Source organism: Agromyces agglutinans (assembly GCF_009647605.1).
In the GTDB taxonomy this organism is placed as follows: Bacteria; Actinomycetota; Actinomycetes; order Actinomycetales; family Microbacteriaceae; genus Agromyces; species Agromyces agglutinans.
In genome coordinates, this window is the sequence record NZ_WJIF01000002.1 from 576,720 (window position 1) to 597,886 (window position 21,167).

General features: G+C 73.5%; 18 protein-coding genes. 9 read left to right on the top strand and 9 right to left on the bottom strand.

From position 1 onward, the window contains the following. Window positions 1-31: 31 nt before the first annotated feature. Window positions 32-910, top strand: a complete 879-nt coding sequence (locus tag GE115_RS05895) for a sulfurtransferase (RefSeq protein WP_153683812.1) — start codon at window positions 32-34, stop codon at window positions 908-910. A gap of 181 nt (window positions 911-1,091) precedes the next feature. Here the strand turns inward: GE115_RS05895 and GE115_RS05900 are convergent, their stop codons facing one another. Beyond that, window positions 1,092-2,336: a class I SAM-dependent methyltransferase gene (locus GE115_RS05900; protein WP_153683813.1), complete on the bottom strand. Its 1,245-nt coding sequence runs from the start codon at window positions 2,334-2,336 to the stop codon at window positions 1,092-1,094. A 134-nt stretch (window positions 2,337-2,470) separates the two neighbouring features. Here GE115_RS05900 and GE115_RS05905 point away from each other — a divergent pair, with 134 nt between their 5' ends. Further along, a complete protein-coding gene (locus GE115_RS05905) occupies window positions 2,471-3,436 on the top strand; it encodes an FKBP-type peptidyl-prolyl cis-trans isomerase (protein WP_153683814.1) in 966 nt (321 codons plus the stop codon). A 62-nt stretch (window positions 3,437-3,498) separates the two neighbouring features. Here GE115_RS05905 and GE115_RS05910 read toward each other — a convergent pair whose 3' ends face one another. The 3 genes from GE115_RS05910 to GE115_RS05920 all read right to left on the bottom strand — a co-directional run bounded on the left by GE115_RS05910 (window position 3,499) and on the right by GE115_RS05920 (window position 7,613). Further along, window positions 3,499-4,401, bottom strand: coding sequence for an energy-coupling factor transporter transmembrane component T family protein (locus tag GE115_RS05910; protein ID WP_153683815.1), 903 nt, complete (start codon window positions 4,399-4,401; stop codon window positions 3,499-3,501). Then, window positions 4,398-6,149, bottom strand: coding sequence for an ABC transporter ATP-binding protein (locus tag GE115_RS05915; protein WP_153683816.1), 1,752 nt, complete (start codon window positions 6,147-6,149; stop codon window positions 4,398-4,400). Before GE115_RS05915 ends, GE115_RS05910 begins: the two co-directional genes overlap by 4 nt. Window positions 6,150-6,281: 132 nt before the next feature. Beyond that, window positions 6,282-7,613: a glycosyltransferase gene (locus GE115_RS05920; protein ID WP_153683817.1), complete on the bottom strand. Its 1,332-nt coding sequence runs from the start codon at window positions 7,611-7,613 to the stop codon at window positions 6,282-6,284. A gap of 155 nt (window positions 7,614-7,768) precedes the next feature. Here GE115_RS05920 and GE115_RS05925 point away from each other — a divergent pair, with 155 nt between their 5' ends. Beyond that, window positions 7,769-8,185 carry a transferase gene (locus tag GE115_RS05925; RefSeq protein ID WP_172979725.1) on the top strand — a complete coding sequence of 139 codons (417 nt, stop codon included), beginning with the start codon at window positions 7,769-7,771 and terminating at the stop codon, window positions 8,183-8,185. Window positions 8,186-8,203: 18 nt separating this feature from the next. On the opposite strand, the gene GE115_RS05930 is transcribed toward GE115_RS05925, so the two are convergent. Beyond that, window positions 8,204-9,250, bottom strand: coding sequence for an LLM class flavin-dependent oxidoreductase (locus GE115_RS05930; RefSeq protein WP_153683819.1), 1,047 nt, complete (start codon window positions 9,248-9,250; stop codon window positions 8,204-8,206). 120 nt (window positions 9,251-9,370) lie between these two features. Here GE115_RS05930 and GE115_RS05935 point away from each other — a divergent pair, with 120 nt between their 5' ends. The 3 genes from GE115_RS05935 (at window position 9,371) to GE115_RS05945 (ending at window position 13,722) form a co-directional block, all read left to right on the top strand. After that, window positions 9,371-10,723 (top strand): DUF4407 domain-containing protein, encoded by a 1,353-nt coding sequence (locus GE115_RS05935; RefSeq protein ID WP_153683820.1) that lies wholly within the window; start codon window positions 9,371-9,373, stop codon window positions 10,721-10,723. A 181-nt stretch (window positions 10,724-10,904) separates the two neighbouring features. Further along, window positions 10,905-12,365 (top strand): FAD-binding oxidoreductase, encoded by a 1,461-nt coding sequence (locus GE115_RS05940; RefSeq protein ID WP_312854937.1) that lies wholly within the window; start codon window positions 10,905-10,907, stop codon window positions 12,363-12,365. 139 nt (window positions 12,366-12,504) lie between these two features. After that, complete coding sequence (locus GE115_RS05945; protein WP_153683821.1) at window positions 12,505-13,722, top strand: baeRF3 domain-containing protein; 1,218 nt, start codon at window positions 12,505-12,507, stop codon at window positions 13,720-13,722. Window positions 13,723-13,754: 32 nt separating this feature from the next. Here GE115_RS05945 and GE115_RS05950 read toward each other — a convergent pair whose 3' ends face one another. Further along, complete coding sequence (locus GE115_RS05950) at window positions 13,755-14,171, bottom strand: hypothetical protein (RefSeq protein WP_153683822.1); 417 nt, start codon at window positions 14,169-14,171, stop codon at window positions 13,755-13,757. A gap of 81 nt (window positions 14,172-14,252) precedes the next feature. On the opposite strand from GE115_RS05950, the gene GE115_RS05955 reads away from it, so the two are divergent. Continuing rightward, the gene (locus GE115_RS05955; RefSeq protein ID WP_153683823.1) at window positions 14,253-15,251 is read left to right on the top strand and encodes a TIGR03560 family F420-dependent LLM class oxidoreductase; all 999 of its coding nucleotides are present in this window, start codon (window positions 14,253-14,255) and stop codon (window positions 15,249-15,251) included. Between the two features lie 179 nt (window positions 15,252-15,430). Further along, window positions 15,431-15,943 (top strand): hypothetical protein, encoded by a 513-nt coding sequence (locus GE115_RS05960; protein ID WP_153683824.1) that lies wholly within the window; start codon window positions 15,431-15,433, stop codon window positions 15,941-15,943. 23 nt (window positions 15,944-15,966) lie between these two features. On the opposite strand, the gene GE115_RS05965 is transcribed toward GE115_RS05960, so the two are convergent. Next, a complete protein-coding gene (locus tag GE115_RS05965) occupies window positions 15,967-16,206 on the bottom strand; it encodes a glutaredoxin family protein (RefSeq protein ID WP_312854938.1) in 240 nt (79 codons plus the stop codon). Beyond that, complete coding sequence (locus tag GE115_RS05970) at window positions 16,181-19,891, bottom strand: TM0106 family RecB-like putative nuclease (RefSeq protein WP_153683826.1); 3,711 nt, start codon at window positions 19,889-19,891, stop codon at window positions 16,181-16,183. The genes GE115_RS05965 and GE115_RS05970 overlap by 26 nt, the downstream gene beginning before the upstream one ends. Window positions 19,892-20,046: 155 nt before the next feature. Here GE115_RS05970 and GE115_RS05975 point away from each other — a divergent pair, with 155 nt between their 5' ends. After that, window positions 20,047-20,436, top strand: coding sequence for an MmcQ/YjbR family DNA-binding protein (locus GE115_RS05975; RefSeq protein WP_153683827.1), 390 nt, complete (start codon window positions 20,047-20,049; stop codon window positions 20,434-20,436). Window positions 20,437-20,441: 5 nt separating this feature from the next. Here the strand turns inward: GE115_RS05975 and GE115_RS05980 are convergent, their stop codons facing one another. Next, window positions 20,442-21,086, bottom strand: a complete 645-nt coding sequence (locus GE115_RS05980) for a TetR/AcrR family transcriptional regulator (RefSeq protein ID WP_153683828.1) — start codon at window positions 21,084-21,086, stop codon at window positions 20,442-20,444. Between the last annotated feature and the right edge of the window lie 81 nt (window positions 21,087-21,167).

The following is a 21,167-nucleotide window of genomic DNA, read 5'->3' on the forward strand; positions in this document are numbered from 1 at the left end:
ATCCTCGCCCGCGAACGGCGACGATGGGAGCATGCAGATCCTCATCCAGCCCGACGAGCTCGCCGCGCGCCTGGCCGACACCCTCGCCGGGAACGCGGTCGACGCCGACTCGGAGCCGGGCGGCCGGACGGTCGTGCTCGACGTCCGCTGGAGCCTCCAGCAGCCCGACGGCCGGCCCGCGTACCGATCGGGGCACGTGCCGGGGGCGGTCTACGTCGACCTCGAGTCCGAGCTCTCCGACCACGATCGCGAGGGCGAGGGGCGCCACCCGCTGCCGACGGAGGAGCGGTTCACCGCGGCGATGCGGCGCTGGGGCCTGCGCGACGGCGACCTCGCCGTGGTCATGGACGACCTCGGCGGCCAGTCCGCCGCCCGGGCCTGGTGGTTGCTGCGGCACGCCCGCTTCGACGTGCGGCTCCTCGACGGGGGCCTCTCGGGGTGGGTCGCCGCGGGGCATCCGCTCGAGCGCGGCGACGTCGTGCCCGAGCCCGGCGAAGCGACCGCCCGTTTCGGCGGCATGCCCGTGCTCGACATCGACGACGCGGCCGCACTCGCGGCGGGCGGCGTGCTGCTCGACGCGCGGGCAGCCGAGCGTTACCGCGGCGAGGTCGAGCCGGTCGACCCGGTCGCCGGCCACATCCCCGGCGCCCGCTCGGCTCCCTCCGCAGGCAACCTCGACGCCGACGGGCGATTCCTGCCGGTCGAAGCGCTCGCCGAGCGGTTCGCCGCCCTCGGCGCGACGCCCGGCGCCCCGGTCGCCGCGTACTGCGGCTCGGGCGTGACCGCGGCGCACGCCGTCGCCGCGCTCGCGATCGCCGGCGTCGACGCGGCGCTGTTCCCCGGATCGTGGAGCCAGTGGTCGGGCGAGGGGCGCCCGGTCGCGACGGGGGATGCCCCGGCCGGGAGCTGATGCGCCGAGCGCGCCCGCGCGGGCACCGGCGTGCATCCGCTGCACGTCATCTCGTCTTCGTCCCGAACGCCTCGCTCACGGTGCAGGAATTCCGCTGCACGGCTCGGCGCGGCGGGGCGTGACACGCCGCCGATCAGCGAGGAATTCCTGAACCGCGAACGTCGATGTCGCGGGCGTGCCGTCACCGCGGGTTGCGACCCTTCCTCCCCTTCGCGCGATCGGAGGGGTCGGCATCGGTGTCGGTGTCGGTGTCGGTGTCGCCCTCTTCCTCCGGCGCGGCGTCGGTCAGGGTCGAGTCGGCTGCCGGCTCGGCCTCGGATTCTCCATCCGCCTCGGCTCGGGCGTCGCTGTCGGGTTCGATGGATGCATCGGCATCGGCATCGGCATCGGCATCGCCCTCGCTCTCGCCGTCGGCATCCGCGACGGCCGGTTCGGCCGCTCCGATCGCCGAGTTCCAGCCGTCGTCGGCGTCCGCCGGTCGGTGGCCCACGCCGATGAGCGTGGTCAGGTCGACCCGCGCGATGCCGCGTTCGCGCAGCGAGGCCAGCAGCCGCGCGCGGACGCGCTCCCGGGCCTCGTCGTCGAGACCGGCCACGAGGTTGTTGCGGCTGGTGCCCAGCACGACCCGCCACGCGAGGTCGTCGTCGAGGTCGACGTGGCGCGGCACCTCCTCGCCCCGGGTGTCGACGAGACCCAGGGTGTGCAGCCAGTGCGCGAGCGCGCCGGCCGAGTCGGGCACCCGCCGCGCCGACATCCTGGCGCGGAACCGGTCGACCGCGGCGGCTCCGGCCTCCCCGCCCTCGGCGACGACCGCCTCGAGCAGCGCGTCCGTGAGATCCTCGAACGCGCTCGGCGCCCAGACGGTGATCACGACCCGGCCCCCGGGCCGGGCGCGGGATGCGAGGTGGCGCACGCCCGCATCGACGTCGTCGAAGAAGAACACGCCGAGCACGCACTGCACGACGTCGTAGCCGACCTTCTCCCACGTCGCCGCGTCGCCGGTGTGGAACACGAGTTGCGGCACGAGGCCGCCCGACGCGTCGGAATCCGAGGGCGGTTCGTCGTCGACCTCGGCGTCGGCGTCGCCCTCGCCCGCCGCCTCGCGGGCCGCGGCCCGCTCGGCTTCGAGCGCGGCCGCGCGGGCCGACTCGAGCGAGGCGGCGCGCGCCCTCGCCAGATCGAGCATGGGCTCCGCGAGGTCCACGGCGTCGACGAGGCCCCCCGGCCCGACGAGCTCGGCGGCCGGCACGGCCGACGCCCCGGTTCCGCAGCACGCGTCGAGCACGAGCTCGCCGAACTGCGGCGACGACCGCAACACGGTCGCCAGCGAGATCGGCTCCCACACCTCGGCGTCGAGTGCCGCGAAATCCGAGGCATCCTCGATGAAATGCCTGATGGCGTCATCGACGCCTGTTGGTTCCCCCATGGGCATATCATGCCGTGCCGCAGGCGCCGGAGGCGACGGCTTGACGGAATCGCCGCCGACCCCTACTCAGGCAATCGTGATGCGGACCGGGCAGACTGGTCGGGTCCTGACCTCCGATCGAAGTGAGATCCCCCATGAATCGCGCCATGCGCCGCGCCGTGCCCGTCGCGCTCGCCGTCACCTCCGCCCTGCTGCTGGCCGGCTGCGCGGGCGGCGATCCGTCGCCGACCGACGACCCGTCGGCGTCGCCGGCCGCCGACGCGTGCCAGGAGATCTCGTCGGGCGACCTCTCCGACGGCGTCGAGGTCGAGGGCGAGTTCGGTGAGGCCGCCCCCACCGCGACCTTCACCACGCCGATCGAGACCGACGAGCTGCAGCGCACGCTGCTCATCGAGGGCGACGGTGAGACCACGGCCTCCGGCGACGTGGTGGACGTCGTGATCAGCATGTACTCGAGCTCGAGCGGCGAGCAGCTGGTGTCGCAGCCCGCGCAGCTCGGCGTCGGCGACGAGACCCTCCTCGTCGGGTTCACCGCGGCGATCGACTGCGTGCCCATCGGCTCGCGCACCGTCACCGTCGCGCCCGCCGCCGACGTGTACGGCGAGCAGGGCAACGAGACCATCGGCGTCGCGCCCGGCGAGGCCGTCGTCATCGTCGCCGACGTCATCGGCGAGGTCGAGCCCCTGACCCCGGTCGAGTGGACCGAGAACGTGCCCGAGGTGACCTTCAACGGCGACGAGCCGCCGACCGTCGTGATCCCCGATGCGCCCGCCTCGACCGAGCTCGAGCTGAAGATCCTCGAAGAGGGCGACGGCGACACCGTCGGCGAGGGCGACACGGTCTCGGTGAAGTACCAGGGCCTGAACTGGGCGACGAAGGAGATCTTCGACCAGTCCTACCCCGGCGAGCCCGCCGAATTCCCCACCACGGGCGTGATCCAGGGCTTCGGCGCGGCGCTCGTCGGCCAGAAGGTCGGCACCAAGCTCATCGTGACGATCCCGCCGGAGTACGGCTACGGCGTCGAGGAGAGCGAGAATGGCCTCGGCGGCCAGACGCTCGTCTTCGTGGTCGAGATCGAGGGCACGACGCCGGCGCAGTAACGCCGCCAGCCGCAAAGGGTTCACGAAGGGGATCGGGGCACGTGCCCCGGTCCCCTTCGTCGTCAGACCGCGAATCCGCCGTCGACACCGGCCGACAGCACCCACCAGTACAGCGCGCCGGCGGCGATCCAGAACGCCACCACGAAGACGGTGTCGCGCGCGCGCCAGCGGCTGACCGTGCGTTCGGTGCGGGTGCGATGGGCGCCGAAGGCGCGGGCATCCATCGCGAGGGCGACGCGCTCGGCGTGGCGGATCGCGCTCGCCAGCAGCGGGATCGCGAGCCCCACGGTGCGGCGCAGCCATGCGATCGGGCCGCGGCCGTGGTCGGTGCCGCGCACGCGGTGCGCCGCGCGGATCACCTCGAGCTCGTGCCCGAACCGCGGCACGAAGCGCAGCGCCGCGAGCGCCGTGTAGCCGATTCGGTACGGCACCCGCAGGTTCTGCACCATGGCTCGCACCAGCTCGGGGCCGCCGGTCGTGAGCCCGGCGAGCAGCGACAGCAGCACGAGCGCCGCGATCCGCAGCGCGGTCGCGAGGCCGACGAGGTACGCCGCGAGCGTGAAGCGCCAGTCGCCGATCTCGAGCAGCACCACGGATGCCGCCGCGCTCGAGCCGTCGACGCGCGCCGGGTCGACCCAGATGCCGAAGCTGAGGCCGAGTACCGCGACCGCCAGCGGCGTGCCGACGAGGAGTCCGACCATCGTGCGAGCGCCCAGCTTCGCGCCGACGAACAGCAGCAGCATCGTCGCGACGATGAGCACGGTCGGGATGACGACGCCTCGCGTGAAGATCAGCGCGAACATGACCGGCATCGGCGCGGCCAGCTTCGCGAGCGGGTTGAGCGCGTACAGGAACCGCCCTCGCGGCGCCGCGCGCTCCGCGTACGGGTCGACGACGGGGGATGCCGCGGCCGGGGCATCCGTCGATGCGTCGCGCACGGTCACCGCGCCCGCCTCGGCGGTCATGCGCCGACCCCGGCGGCGACGGGAAGCTGGGCCATGCGGGTCACGCCGTGCCAGCCGGGATGGTTCGCGAGACCGCGGGTCGCGCGAGCGAGCGGGGGATGCCGCAGCCCCGCCTGCTCGATGAGCGGGCCCGCGAGCACCTCGGCGGTCGGGCCGACGCCGAGCAGTCGTCCGTCGGCCATCACGGCGGTGCGCGTCGCGGAGTCGGCGACGAGCTGCAGGTCGTGGGTCACGACGAGCACGGTGGTGCCCTCGTCGTTCAGGTCGCGCAGCATGCCGAGCAGTTCGGCGGCGCGTTCGCGGTCCTGGCCGAAGGTGGGCTCGTCGAGCGCGAGCACCGGGGCACCGGCGACGAGCGCGGTGCCGACCGAGAGCCGGCGCTTCTGCCCGCCCGAGAGCAGGAACGGGTGCTGGTCGCGCAGGTGCTCGAGCCCGAACCGCGCGAGCACGCGTTCGACGATCGGCGCGCGGTCCTCCTCGGGCACGCCCTGCACGCGCAGGCCGACCTCGAGCTCTTCCGCGACGGTCGACGCGATGAACTGGTGCTCGGGGTTCTGGAAGACGAAGCCGATGCGCCGGCTGCGCTCGCGGGCGTCGGCGCGGGTCGGGTCGAGCCCGAGCACGTCGATCGCGCCGGCCGTCGCCGGGATGACGCCCGCGATGGCCTGCAGCAGGCTCGTCTTGCCGGCGCCGTTCGTGCCGACGATCGCGAGGAAGTCGCCCGCGGCGACCTCGAGGTCGACGTCGTGCACGACGACCGGGCCGCGCTTTCCGCCGCGCCGGACCGACAGGTCGGTGACGCGGATGGCGGGACCCGCGCTCGCGCCGTGCGGCGGACTCGGGGGCCTCCCTGCGCCGGCCTCGCGCGGCGCCGGCAGCTCGGGCCTCGCGTCGAGCGCCGCGCCGAGCTCGGCCGGCGTCAACGGCAACGGGTCGAGCACGACGCCCGCGTCGGCCAGCCGCATGGCGGCGAGTGACGACACGGGCAGCCAGACGCCCAGTTCGAGCAGCTCGTCGGCGCGCTCGCGCAGGATCTCGCGCACCGGGCCGTCCATCACGAGGCGGCCCGCGCGGTCGAGCACCACGACCCGATCGACCACGTCGACGGCAGCGTCGAGGTTGTGCTCGACGAGCACGATGGCGTGGTCGCGCTCGCTCGCGAGCTCGCGCAGCACCGCGTACACCTCGTCGATGCCGGCCGGATCGAGGTTCGCCGTCGGCTCGTCGAGCACGAGCACGGGCGAGGCCATCGCCAGCGCGCAGGCGATCGCGAGCCGTTGGCGCCCGCCGCCCGAGAGCCGGTCGGGGTTCTCGCGACGGCGTTCCCACAGCCCGACGAGCTTCAGCGCGCGTTCGGCGCGCTCGAGCACCTCGGCCGCCGGCACCAACTGGTTCTCGGGTCCGAACGCGACCTCGTCGAGCAACGTGCCGGTGACGACCTGGGCGTCGGGGTCCTGGAAGACCATCGCCACGTGGGCGCTGAGCACGCCGACCGGATGCTCCGCGCTGTCGAGTCCCGCGACGCGGATGCTGCCCGTGAGGTCGGCGGGGACCGCATGGGGGATCAGGCCGTCGAGCGCGAGCGTCAGCGTGGACTTGCCGCACCCCGATGGTCCGAGCACCAGCACGACCTCGCCGGCGTGCACGTCGAGCGTGACGCCGTCGGGGGTGGGAGCGGTCGCGCCGTCGTGCCGGATGCTCACGCGGTCGAGGGCGAGCAGGGGCGCTGCGGCGGATGCGGAGGTCATGGCGGTCCAGGATCGACGGGTCGATCATCGAGGCGGATCGACATAGGAGAGCCTAACCTCACCCGCGTGCGGCCGCCGCATCCTTCCTTCCGCGTTCACGGCGAGCGGTTCACACCCCTCGCGAGCGCCCGCTCACCCGACCGGCGACTCCGCGCGGAGCGCGGCCGCGGCGATCTGGGCCTCGAGCTCCTCGGCCACGATGTCGTACACGTCGTAGTCGTCGATCGCGCGGGCCAGCGCGACGGCGCGATCGCGGTAGCCGCGATCGGCGAGGACCCTCGCCACCCCGTTCCCCACCTCGCGCGCCGAAGGCGTGCCGGTGCGCAGGTTCACGCCCACTCCCGCCCACTCGGCACGGGCGGAGACCTCGGGCTTGTCCTCGGTGTCGCCGGCCGTGACGAGCGGAACCCCGTGGCTGAGCGCGTACTGCACGCCGCCGAAGCCCGCATTCGTGACGAACACGTCGGTCTTCGGGAACAGCAGGTCGTACGGCAGGAACTCCGCGGCCCTGGCGTTGGGCGGCAGCTCGCCGAGCTCGGCGACCGGGCGGCCGCCCGTCGAGACGATCACCAGCACGTCGCGTCCGTCGAGCGCGTCGAGCGTGGGTCGCACGAGCCGGCCGAAGTCCTTGTTGTCGATCGTGCCCTGCGTGACGTGCACCACCGGGCGGGCCGAGTCGAGCTCGTCCCACCAGTCGGGCAACGGCGCGGCGAGCGGCGCGGGCGGCAGCACGGTGCCGGCGAAGCGGACGTTGCGCGAGAGGTCGCGGCGCGGGTACTCGAATTCGGCGGGCGAGAGCTGGAGGAACCGATCGAACCGCGACGAGAAGTCGAGCACGAAGGCGTCGAGGCTCGGGCGGCCGAGCGAGTGCAGCACGTCGTCGGCCAACCGCTGCGTGCGACGGAAGAGGACGCGCTGCACGAGGGCGTTGAGCACGCGGTTGCGCAGTCGCCCGAGCCGGGTCGCGCTCGGCGCGAGCCCGAGGCCGTACGGCGCGACATCCGTGCTCGACTGGCTCAGCGGAACGACGCCCACTGCGACGATCGGCGGGCGACCGGCCGGGTCGTCGAGCAGCAGCGGGATGGCTCCCGCGAAGGCGGCCTCGACGAGGATCGCGTCGGGTCGCACCTGCGCGATGGCCTCCTCGACGGCCCGCGTCTGGTCGGGGATCGGCCGGACGAAGATCGTCTGGATGTCGTACTCGAGCTTGGCGATGCCGCGGTGGCGGTCGCGTTCGGGCAGGTGGTCCTGCATGACGCGGTCGTCGTAGTCGGCGATGCCGCCGAGCGGGCGGTGGGATGCCCCGGCCGCCTCCACCCTGGCGCGGAAGCGCGATCCGGTGAGCACGGTGACGTCATGGCCGCGGGCGACCAGGTCCCGGGCGATCGCGACGACGGGGGCGACGTGGCCCTCGATCGGGTTGGAGCAGAGCAGGTAGGTGGACATGACGAGCGACGGTGGCACGTCCCGGAGGGTGCGACAAGGGATTCGGGGCCCGTTCAGGGCCAGCCCGCGCAGATCTCGGTGCCAGCCCGGAGATCCCGGGAATGTCCCGGTCAGCTCGGATGTTGTATCGATGTCCGGGCGGAAACGTCTCCCGCCCGCGAAGGGAGGAGCACGTGGGCATCCACTACGTCGAGTTCGAGGACGACGCGGGCGTGCTGCGGCGCTACCGCAAGCACCCGAACGGGCGCGGCCTGGTCGCGACGACCGCCAAGGTCGACCCGTCGGCGTTCGTCGACCCGACCGCCTACGTCGACCCCGGCGCCGAGGTGCACCAGCACGCCAGCATCGGCCCGGGCGGCTGGGTCGATCGCGACGCGATCGTCGCCGAGCGGGCCTCGGTCGGGGTCAACGCGCACGTCGGCCGTCGCGCCGTCGTGGGCCGCAACGCCGTGCTCGGGCCGTATGTCGAGGTCGGGGAGGACGCACGCATCCAGAACGGCGCGCGCGTGCCGCGCGAACAGGTCGTAGAGGCCGGCGCGGAGTACCACGCCAGCGGCGACGACCTGCGCCGGCTCGGCCTCGCGGCCTGAGCCGGCGGCCGCCGGGCCTCAGCCCAGCTCGGCGGCCAGCAGCTCGAGGGTCTGCACGCGCCCGGGCGTGGCATCCGCCGGTTCGCTCGCATACGAGCCGCCGATCGGCACCACCATGATCTCGTCGACGCCGGCGCGCTCGGCGAGGCGCCGGATCTCGGCGGCCGCGCCCGGCGCGTCGCCGATGATCCAGCGCCGCCGCATGCCGGCGATCACCTCTTCGCCGGTCGAGTCGTGCGGGGCCGCGAGCGATTCCTCGATCGTCTCGAGGGCGCGCATGGGCCGGTTGGTGCGCAGCCGCGCCATCGACCGCAGCTGCGGCAGGGCGCGCTCGGACGCCTCCTCGGCGGTCGGCGCGACCGACGCGTTCACGGGCAGGAGCGTGCGCGGAGCCGGATGCGCCTCGCTCGGCTGGTACTCGGTGCGGTACAGCTCGAGCGCTCGCTCGAGCCCGTCGCCGGCGAAGTGGTAGGCGAACACGTAGGGAAGGCCGAGTTGCGCGGCCAGCTTCGCCGAGTAGTCGCTCGAGCCGAGCAGCCACACGGTCGGCGTCGCGGCCGCGGCGGGCGTCGCGGTGATGGGGTACTCGCGGCCGCTTGTGAGGCGCAGCGTCGCGCCCTCGGGCGAGAGCAGGCTGAGGATGTCGGCGATGTGGTCGGGGAACCGGTCGACGTCGGCGGTCGGCCCCGAGATGCGCAGCAGTTGCGAGATGACGGGGTCGCTGCCGGGCGCCCGTCCGATGCCGAGGTCGATGCGGCCCGGCGCGAGCGCCTCGAGGGCGGCGAACTGCTCGGCGACGACGAGCGGCGCGTGGTTGGGCAGCATCACGCCGCCCGAGCCGACGCGGATGCGCTCGGTCTTCGCCGCGATCGCCGCGATGAGCACGGGCGGCGTCGTGGACGCGACGGCGGGCATGTTGTGGTGCTCGGCGAACCAGTAGCGCTCGTAGCCGAGCCGGTCTGCGGCACGCGCGAGCGCCACCGAGGCGGCGACCGCGTCGGTCGAGGTCTGGCCGGTTCGCACCGGGACGAGGTCGAGCACGGACAGGCGAGGTGAGGCGGTCATCGTCAAGGCCAACGGATGCCCCGCCCCGCCTATTCCGCACGCGAATCGGGGGTTCGCCCCAGTGACGCCGCCGGTCGCGCGGAGTAGCGTGACCAGCCGGAAAACGGATGGGGGGCCATCATGAGCCGACTCGGCGACGACCTGGCGACACTCGGCGGCGCACGTCGCGAGATGCTCGAACTCGCACCGGGGCAACGGCAGCGATACGTCTCGATGGGCCTCGTGCTCATCGCGACCGCCGCGGTCTCGGCCGCGGCGGCGTCGTTCGCCCTCGCGATGGCGCTCACGGCGCCCGTGTGGGTGGCCGTCGTCGTCGGCGTGATGTGGGGCCTCGTCATCCTCGCGATCGACCGGATGCTCGTGGTGGGCATGCCGCGCCAGCCTCGGGCCTCGGCGAACCTCCTGTTCGCGCTGCCGCGCGTCGCGCTCGCCCTCGTGATCGGCATCGTGGTCGCGACCCCGCTGACCCTGCAGGTCTTCGAGCGCGAGATCGCCGCGGAGACCGAGGTCATGGCGCTCGAGGCGAAGCAGGCCTTCGAGGAGGAGCTCGCCGCCGACCCGCGGTACGACGACATCGAGGCGCTCACCGCGAGCGTCGCCGCCCAGCGTGCGCTCATCGCCGACGGCGGCCGCGACGCGCTCGCCGCCGATCCCGACTACGCCGCCGCGCAGCAGGCGACCGCGGCCGCCCAGGCCGCCTACGACGAGGCCAACCGCGTGTGGCTCGCCGAACTCGACGGCACCGCGGGCACGGGCATCGTGGGCGACGGGCCGATCACGCAGTCGAAGAAGCTCGACCGGGACGGCAAGCTCGCCGCGCTCGAGGCCGCGAAGGCGGCAGAGGCCGAGGCGAAGGCGCAGGCCGAGGCGCGCATCGAGGCCGGTGCCGCCGAGTCGGTCGCGCAGGCCGAGGCGCAGCTCGCCGCCGACGCCGAGCGACTCGACCGGCTCGTCGCGGCGCGCGACCTGGAGACCGCCCGCTTCGAGGCCGCCGCCGACCAGTCCACCGGCATGCTCGCCAGGCTCGAGGCGCTCTGGCGTATCGGCGAGCGCAACGCGCTGCTCGGGTTCGCGCACATCATGATCGCCCTGCTCTTCGTGTGCATCGAGCTCATGCCGGTGCTGACGAAGACCCTGCAGAACCTCATGGTGCCGACCGCGTACGACGACGTCACGCGCATCACCGATGAGACCATCGTCGCGGCCGAGCGCGAGCGCGCGTCCGAACGGCTTCGCGCCCTGCGCGACGAATCGGCGCCGGCGGCCGACGTCGCACGGTACCGGGCGGAGCTGCGTCGCGAGTCGGGCCGCCGTGTCGCCGACGCGTTCGTGGCGCGCCAGGAGGCGGCCGAACTGGCCGCCGTCGACGAGTGGGCCGATCAGCGCGCGCCGTTCATCGCCGCGCGTGCCGTGCGCGAGTGGGAGCGCGACGCCGACGGCGCGCCCGTCGACGCGTCGCCGGCCAAGGCCTGACGCGGATGCCCCGGCCCGGCGAAGAGGGAGAACCCTGAGCCGGTCGGCGGGATCGCCCTGACGCGGCGCCCGCGCGCGGCCGCTCGGATGGGGGTTGCGTCGTGCGAGCCGCGGGGAATCCCCGCGGCCGTCGAGCAGCCCGAGTGCGCCGGCCCGCGACGAGACCCCGAAAGGAATCCCTGTGAACACCCCTGTGCCCATTGCCATCGCCGACGTCCGAGCGCAGCGAACGGATGTCGCGGCGCTCAGCCTGCGCGAAGCCCTCGCCCAGCTCGCCTTCCGGCTCGACGGCCGGCTGCTGATCCCGGGCGAGCCCGACTTCGACGCGTCCCGCGCGGCGTGGAACCTCGCCGTCGAGCAGCATCCCGCCGCCGTCGTGATCGCCCGATCGACCGCCGACGTCGTGCGCACGGTCGAGACCGCGCGCGACTACGGCCTCGCGGTCGCCCCGCAGGCGACCGGCCACAACGCGGCGCCGCTCGCGGCCGACCACGGGCTCGCCGACGCGATCCTCCTGCGCACGCACGAACTGCGCGAGGTCGAGGTCGACGCAGAAGCGCGCATCGCGCGCGTCGAACCCGGCGCCCAGTGGGGCGACGTGGTCGCCGCGGTCGCGCCGTACGGTCTCACCGCGCTCGCCGGGTCGTCGCACGACGTCGGCGTCGTCGGGTACACCCTCGGCGGCGGCGTCTCCTGGCTGGCCCGCTCGCACGGCCTCGCCGCGAACCACGTCGTCGCGATCGAGGTCGTGACCGCCGACGGCGCACTGCGCCGCGTCGACGCCGAGCACGAGCCCGAGCTGTTCTGGGCGCTGCGCGGCGGGGGTGGCGACTTCGCGGTGGTGACGGCGCTCGAGTTCCGGCTGCACGACGTCGCCGACGTCGTCGCGGGCATGCTGCTGTTCCCCGCCGAGCGCGCCGAAGAGGTGCTGCAGGCCTGGCGCGCGTGGACCGAGGACGTGCCCGACTCCGTCATGAGCGTGGGCAGGGTGCTGCACCTGCCGCCCCTGCCCGACCTGCCGCCCTTCCTCTCGGGGCGCTCGGTCGTGGTCGTCGAGGCCGTGATCCAGGAGGCGCCCGAGCGGGCCGACGAACTGCTCGCGCCGCTGCGCGCGCTGGGCGCAGAGCTCGACACCGTGCACCCCCAGCCGACCGCCGAGCTGCTCGCGCTGCACATGGACCCGCCCGAGCCGTCGCCCGCCTTCGGCGACGGGATGACCCTGCGCGAACTGACGCCCGAGGCCGTGCGCGCCTTCGTCGGAGCCGTCGGCGCCGACTCGGGAACCGCGCTCATGACGATCGAGTTGCGCCACCTCGGGGGCCGCTTGCGGCCCGAGGCGGCTCGCGACGCCGCGGCATCCTTCGACCTGCCCGAACCCGGAGCGACCGCCGGATTCGACGCCGCGTACCTGGTGTTCGCAGGCGGCATGGCGATTCCGGGCACCGGGGACGCGCTCGCCAGCTCGCTCGGGCGCCTCTTCGCGGTGATCGAGCCCTGGCGCGCCGAGGTCGAGTACCTCAACTTCGCCGAGCACCGCCGCGACCCGGCCCGCCTGTTCGGCGACCGCCTCGACCGGCTCCGCGCGGTCAAGCGGGCCGTCGACCCGACGGGAGTCATCCGCTCGAACCACCCGGTGCGCTGATCCGGCTCGGACGATTCCGCCCGACGCGAACCTGAACGACCGGTGTCATTGGGGGGTGTCGCTCGCGCTCCGGCCTTCATAGGCTGGGGGCGAGCGACACCGCTGTCGCGGGTCGCGAGTATCCCCGGGGGAGGAACGAATGACCGTTCACTACGCGTTGCCCACGACGGCCGACTTCACCGCGTTGGCGGGGCCGCACCACCCCGCGATCACGCTCTACGCGTCGACCTCGCCGGTCGTGGCCGAGCGCGAACGCGCCGAGGTCGCCGTGAAGAGCGGGTTCGACGAGGCGATCGAGCAGGTCCGCGCCGGCGGCGCGACCGCTGCGGAGGTCGACGACCTGCGCGGTCGACGCGACGCGATCCTCGCCGACCAGCAGCTGTGGGGCAACCTCGCGCGGTCGATCGCGATCTTCGTCGCGCCCGGCTTCGAGGAGGTGTTCGTGCTCCCGAACCGGCTCGACGACGCCGTGCACGTCGGCTCGCACTTCACCCTCGGCCAGCTGCTGCGCGCCCCGAGCCAGGACCAGGAGGCCTTCGCGCTCACCCTGTCGCAGCACGAGTGGACGCTGTGGCACGCGACGCCGACCGACCGCGCGGCGAAGCTCGACGTCGACTCGGCCGGGGTCGCGAACCTCGACCAGGCCACCAACCGCGAGCCGGGCGAGGAACGCCCGCGCGGCGCGGCGAGCGGCGTCGGCGCCGGCGGCGGTGCCAGCCGCCTCACGGGCGACGAGGGCCACAAGAAGCTGCTCGACCTCTACGCGAAGCGCGTCGGCGACGTCGTGCGGCACGCGCTGCACGAGCTCGACCCCGACGAGCGCGTGCCGCTGTTCGTGTTCGCCGCCGAGCCGCTGCTGAGCCTCTTCATCGACCGTGCGCGCAATTCGCGGCGCATCGTGCCCGGTGCCGGGGGCGCGGGCGGCGGAGGCGGCGCCGATCGCCTCAATGCGGCCGATATCGACGAGGCGCTCCGCCAGCAGCTCGCGACGCTGAACATCCGCGAGGCCGCCACGCGGCTGCACGAGCTGGCCGAGGGCAGTGCCGGCCGCGTCGAGCACGACCTCTCGGCGATCGCGCGGCAGGCGGCCGACGGTGCGGTCGAGACCCTGTGGTTCGACTTCACGACCTCGGTGAACGGCGTGCTCGACCGCGAGTCCGGTGCGATCAGCTTCGCGAGCGGCAACGGGTCGGGCGACGCGCTCGCCGACGGCAGCCACGCCGGCGACCTGCTGCCGCAGCTCGCGCTGCTGGTGCTCGCGAAAGGCGGCAAGGTCGTCACGGTGCGCGGCGAAGACCTCGACGCGCGCGTGTGGCAGGGCCCGGCGATCGCCGAGCTGCGGTTCGCGCTGGCCTGAGGGTGCCGGCGCGACCGGCGCGGGCGGGCCGGTCAGCGTGCTCCGACGCGATCGCGTCGGGCGGAAGCCGTGGCATCCATCGCCGCCCCGGCGGGGGATGCCTCGATCACGTCGAGGCGGATCGGGTTGCGCCATCCGAACCTGATGACGATCTCGGTCGCCTCGGTGTCCTCGATGATCGCCTCGACGAGCGTGACGGTGCGCACGCGCGCCGTCGCATCGCGCGGCGTGCGCTCGCGCAGCTGGAGCCAGAGGCTCGAAGGATGCGGCACGACGCCCGGGTTCGCCATCGCGAACTCGAGCTCCCATCCGGCGCTCGGGCACAGTCCCTCGCCCGAGACGCGGATGAGCCGGCTCCCGCCGGAACGGAAGGCCGTCGCGCGGAAGTCGGCGGCGTCGAAGTCGCAGTGGAGCGCGGGCGTGGCAGAGGCAGTGGTCTGAGCAGGCATGACCGCGAACCTACGAGTCGCCGGTGCGACCGGCATCAGTGCTGACGCTGAGATCGGCGGCCCCGTCCTAGGCTGGTGCGCATGCGTTTCGGGATGTTCGTACCTCAAGGCTGGCGGCACGACCTGGTCGGTTTCGACCCGGGTGAGGAGTGGGCGGTGATGCGGTCGATCGCCCAGCGCGCCGATCGCGCCGACTCGCCGTGGGAGTCGATCTGGGTCTACGACCACTTCCACACCGTGCCGGTGCCGTCCGACACGGAGTCGACGCACGAGGCGTGGGCGCTCATGGCGGCGTTCGCGGCGTCGACCGAGCGCGTGCGCCTCGGCCAGATGTGCACGTGCATGGCCTACCGCAACCCGGCCTACCTCGCGAAGGCGGCGACGACGGTCGACCACGTGTCGGGCGGGCGGCTCGAGATGGGCATCGGCGCCGGATGGTACGAGCACGAGTGGCGGGCCTTCGGCTACGGCTTCCCCGACGCCCCCGAGCGGCTGCGGATGCTCCGCGAGGGCGTCGAGATCCTGCACCAGGCGTGGGCCACCGGGACGGCCACCTTCCACGGCGAGCACTACGACGTCGACGGTGCGATCTTCCGCCCGCTGCCGATCCAGGAGGGCGGCATCCCGATGTGGGTCGCCGGCGGCGGCGAGAAGGTGACGCTGCGGATCGCGGCGAAGTACGCGTCGTACACGAACTTCTTCGGCAGCCTCGACGAGTTCAGCCACAAGTCCGAGGTGCTGCGCGGGCACTGCGAGCGCGTCGACCGCGACTTCGCGTCGATCACGAGGTCGTCGAACTTCAACACGGTCATCGGCACGGATGCCGCGGACGTCGAGCGGCGTCTCGCCGCCATCGAGGCGCGCCTGGCCCCGTACCTCGGCCCCGACGCGACGGCGCGCTACATGGCCGATCTCCACTCGCCGGCGGTGCTCGTCGGCACGGTCGGCGAGGTGACGGCGAAGCTCGCCGACGCGAAGGAGCGCGGGCTCGGCTACGCGATCTCGTACTTCCCGGAGGCCGCGTACGACCTGTCGGGCATCGAGCTCTACGAGCGCGAGGTCATCCCGGCCCTCGCCTGAGCGGGCCCGCGTCCGCCCTGCGGGCGGGGGTTCGCGCGCCTCGAGAACGCCCGATCGCGGGACCGGCGTCATGAGGCGGGGCCCGAGGCGTCCCTTCAGCGAACGCCCGAACGGGCGACGCAGGAGGGAGTGCTCATGCGGCGGCATTGGAACGAATCGTCGGCTCGGGTGGGTGCGCGATGACGCAGCAGGATGCTGCGGCAGAAGGGCGCGCGGGCCGATCGCTCGCGCTCGCCGCGCGGGACCTGGTGGAGGAGGCGATCCGCGAGGAGTTCTTCCAGAAGTTGCCGCCGATGCTGAGCGTCGCGGAGCTCGCCGAGCTGACGCGCACGACGACGCACTCGATCCGCGGGCTCGTGCAGAGCGGCAGCCTGCAGGCGGAGTTCTCGGCCGGTCGCTACCTGATCCCGCTCGCGGACAACTGGGACGTCGTCCGGCGCCTCAGGCCGAGGCTCGTCGGCGGTCCCCGGATCGGTGCGCCTGAGGCCGTCGTGCCCGAGGAGGGGCGTGCGCCCGCCAGTCGCGTCGCATTGTGGGTCGATGCCGACCTCGCCCGCACGGTGCAGCGGCACCTCCTGCGCACGGGCGAGGACCTCACGACGGTGCTGCGCCGGGGCATCGGCGCCGAGGGCGCGGGCTGGCGCGACGCGAGCCGCGGCCAGCTGCCCGAGGCGGTCGACCGAGCCGGCTGAGCGGCTCGGCCGAGACGGTGCGCCTATGCGGCGTCGGCCGCGACCTCATCGAGCTTCGCGCCGAGCTCGGCGTCGGTCGGCTCGGTGAAGTGGGTGCCGTCGGGGAAGACGACCACGGGGATGTTCGTGCGACCGGAGATGGCCTTGGCGCGCTCGGCGCCCTCGACGACGACCTCGAGGTCGACGTAGTCGTAATCGACGCCGCGACGATCGAGCAGCGCCTTCGAGCGACGGCAGTCACCGCACCATGCGGCGCCGTACATCGTGATCCGGACAGGGTTGAGATCGGTGGGGGAAGTCATGTGAATACCCTACGTAGGAACCCTGTGGGGTATTCCCAGCCGGGAGCTCGCCGTGGGCCGGCGCCGCGCGGTCGGCGCCGACGAGCCGGATGAAGGCGCTCAGCTGGGCGACGCCCTCGGGGCGGTACGGCAGTGCGTCGAGCAGGCCGGGTGAATAGAGCAGGTACGCCGCCCACTGCGCGCGCGAGATCGCGACGTTCAGTCGGTTCTTCAGCAGCAGGAACTCGAGGCCGCGCGGCGCCGAGCCGGCCGATGATGCCGCGAGCGACACGATCGCGACCACCGCCTCCTGGCCCTGGAACTTGTCGACCGTGCCGACGGGCACCGCCGTGAACCCTGCGGCATCGAGCGCCTCGCGCACCGTCGTGAGCTGCGCGTTGTACGGCGTCACGACGATGAGGTCGGCCTGCGTCAACGGACGCGCAGCGCCGCCGGCATCCGGCCCGCCGACCGGTGCACCGCCGCCCGGCGCGCCGCCGGCCTCCGCCGCTCGGTCGCCGTCGTGGCCCTCGCGCCAGGCGCGCCCGATCAGCGAACGTACGAGCTGCACGACGACCTCGGCCTCTTCGGGCGAATACGTCGTGTTGTCGTGATGTTGGACCGAGATCGCCTGCAGCCCGGGTTCGATGCCGTCGAGGTGCCGCGTGAGGGTCAGCGGGTGCGAACGGAGCTCGCCCTCGTACGCGAGGCGCGAGACCGGCGCGGCCACGGCCGGATGCATCCGGCGGCTCTCCTCGAGGAAGTAGCCGAACTCCTCGGGCAGCACCTCGTGGCCGTCGGCGACCCACCCGAGCGCCGACGTGTCGACCGGCTCGGGATGGATCGCCTGGCTCACCTGCGGCAGCTGCTGCGGGTCGCCCAGCAGCAGCAGGTTGCGTGCGGCCAGCGAGACCGCGATGGTCGAGGCCAGCGAGAACTGGCCCGCCTCGTCGATGACGAGCAGGTCGAGCGAGCCGCGCGGCACGCGCTTGACGTTGCAGAAGTCCCACGCGGTGCCGCCGATGACGTAGCCGCCCGGCAGGTCGGCCGTGAAGGCGGCGAGGTCGTCTTTCCGCGCGAGCGCCGTGAAGGTGCGCATGCCCGCCTCGCCCTGGTCTTTCGCGGCCTTGCCGACCAGTCGGGAGTCGAGACCGGCGCCGACGACCGCTTCGAGCACGTGCTCGACGACCGCGTGCGACTGGGCGACGACGCCCACCTTCCAACCGTGGTCGGCGACCAGACGCGCGATGACGTGCGAGGCGACGTAGGTCTTTCCCGTGCCGGGCGGCCCCTGCACCGCGAGGTACGAGTGCTCGAGCCGCCGCACCGAGCTCACGACCGCGTCGACGTAGTCGTGCTCGTCGGTGCGCGCCGCGAGTCCGCCCGCCACGCGCGGAGGAAGGCGGCGCAGGACGTCCATAGCGGGATTCAGCGGCAGTGCGGGCCAGATGCCCGGCACCTCAGCTGCCCACTCGGCGATCGCCAGCCGCAGCGCGTCGTTCGACGGCGGCCGGCCCGGCCCGACCGCGACGGGCAGCGCGTGCCAGACCGCGTCGGGCGGCGCGCTCTCTTCGACCACGACACCGGTGTCGGTGACCGCGATGATCGTCGCGTCGATGGTGCGCCGCTGGCCGGGGCGACGGGTCCACGACGCGACGCCGGCCTCGGCGTCGTAGAACAGGAAGACCCCCGAGCCGACCGAGAACTTCGAGCCGGGCGCGATGCGCCCCGACAGGCGCAGCTCACGGCGAGCCTTCTGCCACCGCGGCTCTTCGTGCCACGGCGATTCGACGGCCGAGGCGGCCGGGTCGACGACGAGCACGTCGCGGTCGTTCTCCCACGAGTCGACGGGCTGGTCGGCGCGCAGGAAGTGCGCCCACCAGAAGCTCTTCGCCTCGCGCTCGTGGTAGTCGATCGCGGCCGAGGCGAGCGCGAGGGCCGTGTGGTCGGGGTCGCGCCCGTCGCCGGGCAGCGCCGGCCCGGCGAGTTCGCGGAGCCTCGTCGCCAGCGGGGAGGCCTGGTAGAGCTTGCCGGCGGAGGCCCGCTCGACGAGTTCTTCGGGCGGAACGGGCACGACGCCCTCGCGCCGGGCGATGCCGATCAGCCAGTCGCGAAGCCGCCTGGTCGACACGCAGTCGTACCGGTTGTAGTCGGCGAGGTCGTCGAGCACGGCCTGGCCCTCGGCCCGCTCGACGGGGTCGGGGGAGTCGGCGAGGGCCCTGGCACGTACGTACTCGGTGATCGAATCGCCGCCCGACTTCACGTCGGCCTCGCGCAGCTCGGTGCCCATGTACAGCGGCTCGAGCTTCTTGATCGAGTACGAGCGGCTGCCGACCCGCACCGAGCGCTTCACGATCGGGTAGAGGTCGACGAGCACGCCGTCGGCGAGCAGTTGGTCGACGTCGGCCTCGCCGACGCCGTGCCGCGCCGCGATCGCCGTGAGGTGGGTGCGCTCGTAGGCGGCGTAGTGGTAGATGTGCAGGTCGGGGTGCACCTGGCGCCGCAGCTTCACGAGCTCGAGGAAGCGCAGCAGCGCCTCGCGCTCTTCCGCGAAGGAGTGCGCCCAGAACGCCGTGTACACCTCGCGGTCGTCGACCATGCCCCACAGGTAGTCGAGGTTCCAGCTCGTGGCGTCGCCCTCGGTGTACAGCGGGTCGCCCTCGAAGTCGAAGAACAGATCGCCCGCCGACGGCCGGGGGATGGCCGCGATCGCGCTCGCGTCGCGCACCTCGACGGGCGGCGGCAGCGGCGGGTCGCCGGGGGTCCACGAACCGGTTGCCTCGGCCTCGAGCGCCTGCGCCTCGGCCGCGAGTTGCAGGCGGGCCTGCGCGCGCAGCGCGTCGATCGTGGAGTCGATGACGTGCGGGACGGGCCCGGTCGAGGCGGCCAGCTCGTCGATCGTCGTGATGCCCGCGGCGGCGAGGTGCTCGCGCTGGGTCACCCGGAGGCCGCCGACCATGAGCACGTCGCGGTGCGCCTGCACCTCGAGCTCGCAGGTCGGGCAGCGCCCGTCGTGCAGGTAGCGCGGGTCGCCCCACGCGACGGGCTCGGAATCGGCGAGGCGCTCGTCGACGAGCCGCCGCAGCCGCGCGACGCGCATCGCGTAGACGGGGCTGATGTCGTCGCGGCGGTGCTCGCTGGACGAGCCATCGCCGAGCAGGAGTTCGACCGTGTCGTCGCAGGGGATGCCGAGGCGGTCGAGCTGGGCGGCATAGGCCGCGAGCTGCAGCAGCGCCGTGACGCGCGCGTGCCGCGCGAGCTTCGAGTCCTGCACGCGGTAACGGCCGTCGGCGCGCCGCACGATGAAGTCCGCGAACCCGATGAACCCGTCGTCGACGAAGGTCGCCTGGTAGACGACGGGCGCGCCCGCCTCCAGCGCCGCGATCGTCTGCGCCACGGCTGCCTCGACCGCGTCGCGGTCGCGGACGTTCGGCTGCTCGATCTCGACGACGCCGTCGCCGAACCGGGCCCGGTAGTCGGCGAGCACGCGCAGCTCGTGCTCGGTGCCGAGGGCGCCAGCACGCTCGAGCATCGCGTCGGTGTTCGGCTCGAATCGGGTGTCGCGGCCGAGCTTGACGTCGAGCTCGCGCAGGAACGCGAACTCGCAGTCGGACGCCTTCTTCAGGTCGCTCGCGCTCGTGACGACGGAGCCGTCGAGGATGAACATGCGGCTCCTTCTCGCGGGTGCCGGCGGGTTCCGGCGTGCCTCCACGCTAACCCGCACCGCCGACACGGAGGCCCGACGCGAAGCGTCGCCGCGCCGGTGCGCGGGAGCGGCATCCGCCCTCGACGCGGCATCCGCTCGCGCGTAGGGTGACCGCCATGGATTGGGAGGGCGTGCGCGAGCTCGCGCTGTCGTTCCCCGACACGACCGAGCACGTGAGCTGGGGCTCCGCGCACTGGCGCGTGCACAACCGCGGCTTCGTGTGGGAGCGGCCGCTGCGCCGCGCGGACCTCGAGTACCTGCGCATCGCCGAGCAGCCGGGGCCCGTGCTCGGCGCGCGCGTCGAGGACGAGGCGGTGAAGTTCGCGCTCGCGCGCGAGGACCCGTCGGTGTTCTTCACGACGCCGCACTTCGACGGGTTCCCGGCGATCCTCGTGCACCTCGACCGCATCCCCGACCGCCGGCTCGAGGAGCTCGCCGCGGAGGCGTGGCTCGCCGTCGCGCCCGCGAAGCTCGCCCGGGCGTGGCTCACGGAGCATCCCGACTGAGGCGCCTACTCGACCGCCGGGGTCGCGAGCGCGCCGCGGGGCAGGGCGAGCATGCCCTCGAGGGCGCTCATGATGAGCGATCCGCGGTCGCCGGCATCGCCCCAGCGCACGAGCGCCTGGGCGTTCAGCCCGTCGATCATGCCCAGGACCTGCCAGGCGACGGATGCCGCGTCGTCGGTGTCGAACGCCCCCTCGGCGACCCCGTCGTCGACGATCTCGCGGATCACGGCCTGCCACGCGTCCATCTGCTCGCGCACGCGCGCGGCGAGCGTCTCGTTGCGGCGGCCGAGCGCCCACGCCTCGACCCAGACGAGCGTGACGTCGTCGCGCTCGCCGTCGAGCAGCGTCGCGACGAGCGTGCCGAGGCGGGCCGTCGGCGTCGGGCGCGATGCCACGAGCGCGGCGACCTCGTCGACCTCGGCCGAGACGATCGCGGCGAAGGTGTCGGCGACGAGGGCGTCCATCGCGGGCCGGTAGTGCGCGACGAGCGCGGGGGTGACGCCCGCGCGCGTGGCGACGGCTCTCAGGGTCACCGCCGCGAGCCCGTCCTCGAGTGCGAGCGCGTGCGCCGCGGCCGTGATCTCGGCGGCGCGCTCGGCGGGGGCCTTGCGTGCTCGTCGGGTTCGGGGCATCCGCTCGTCGCTTGACATCGCCGCCCAGTCTAGGTAACTTCGCCGGTGTTATTGATCATGCGATCAATATATCGGGTGCGGCCGATCGGGCGCACCCCC

What these genes read in the sequence shown, in the direction of transcription:
- GE115_RS05910 (WP_153683815.1), bottom strand. Translation starts at nt 4,401, where the DNA reads ATGACCGCCGAGGCGGGCGCGGTGACCGTGCGCGACGCATCGACGGAT.
- GE115_RS05970 (WP_153683826.1), bottom strand. Translation starts at nt 19,891, where the DNA reads ATGTTCATCCTCGACGGCTCCGTCGTCACGAGCGCGAGCGACCTGAAG.
- GE115_RS05980 (WP_153683828.1), bottom strand. Translation starts at nt 21,086, where the DNA reads ATGTCAAGCGACGAGCGGATGCCCCGAACCCGACGAGCACGCAAGGCC.
- GE115_RS05930 (WP_153683819.1), bottom strand. Translation starts at nt 9,250, where the DNA reads ATGACCGCCTCACCTCGCCTGTCCGTGCTCGACCTCGTCCCGGTGCGA.
- GE115_RS05895 (WP_153683812.1), top strand. Translation starts at nt 32, where the DNA reads ATGCAGATCCTCATCCAGCCCGACGAGCTCGCCGCGCGCCTGGCCGAC.
- GE115_RS05960 (WP_153683824.1), top strand. Translation starts at nt 15,431, where the DNA reads ATGACGCAGCAGGATGCTGCGGCAGAAGGGCGCGCGGGCCGATCGCTC.
- GE115_RS05975 (WP_153683827.1), top strand. Translation starts at nt 20,047, where the DNA reads ATGGATTGGGAGGGCGTGCGCGAGCTCGCGCTGTCGTTCCCCGACACG.
- GE115_RS05945 (WP_153683821.1), top strand. Translation starts at nt 12,505, where the DNA reads ATGACCGTTCACTACGCGTTGCCCACGACGGCCGACTTCACCGCGTTG.
- GE115_RS05965 (WP_312854938.1), bottom strand. Translation starts at nt 16,206, where the DNA reads ATGTACGGCGCCGCATGGTGCGGTGACTGCCGTCGCTCGAAGGCGCTG.
- GE115_RS05935 (WP_153683820.1), top strand. Translation starts at nt 9,371, where the DNA reads ATGAGCCGACTCGGCGACGACCTGGCGACACTCGGCGGCGCACGTCGC.
- GE115_RS05900 (WP_153683813.1), bottom strand. Translation starts at nt 2,336, where the DNA reads ATGGGGGAACCAACAGGCGTCGATGACGCCATCAGGCATTTCATCGAG.
- GE115_RS05905 (WP_153683814.1), top strand. Translation starts at nt 2,471, where the DNA reads ATGAATCGCGCCATGCGCCGCGCCGTGCCCGTCGCGCTCGCCGTCACC.
- GE115_RS05955 (WP_153683823.1), top strand. Translation starts at nt 14,253, where the DNA reads ATGCGTTTCGGGATGTTCGTACCTCAAGGCTGGCGGCACGACCTGGTC.
- GE115_RS05915 (WP_153683816.1), bottom strand. Translation starts at nt 6,149, where the DNA reads ATGACCTCCGCATCCGCCGCAGCGCCCCTGCTCGCCCTCGACCGCGTG.
- GE115_RS05950 (WP_153683822.1), bottom strand. Translation starts at nt 14,171, where the DNA reads ATGCCTGCTCAGACCACTGCCTCTGCCACGCCCGCGCTCCACTGCGAC.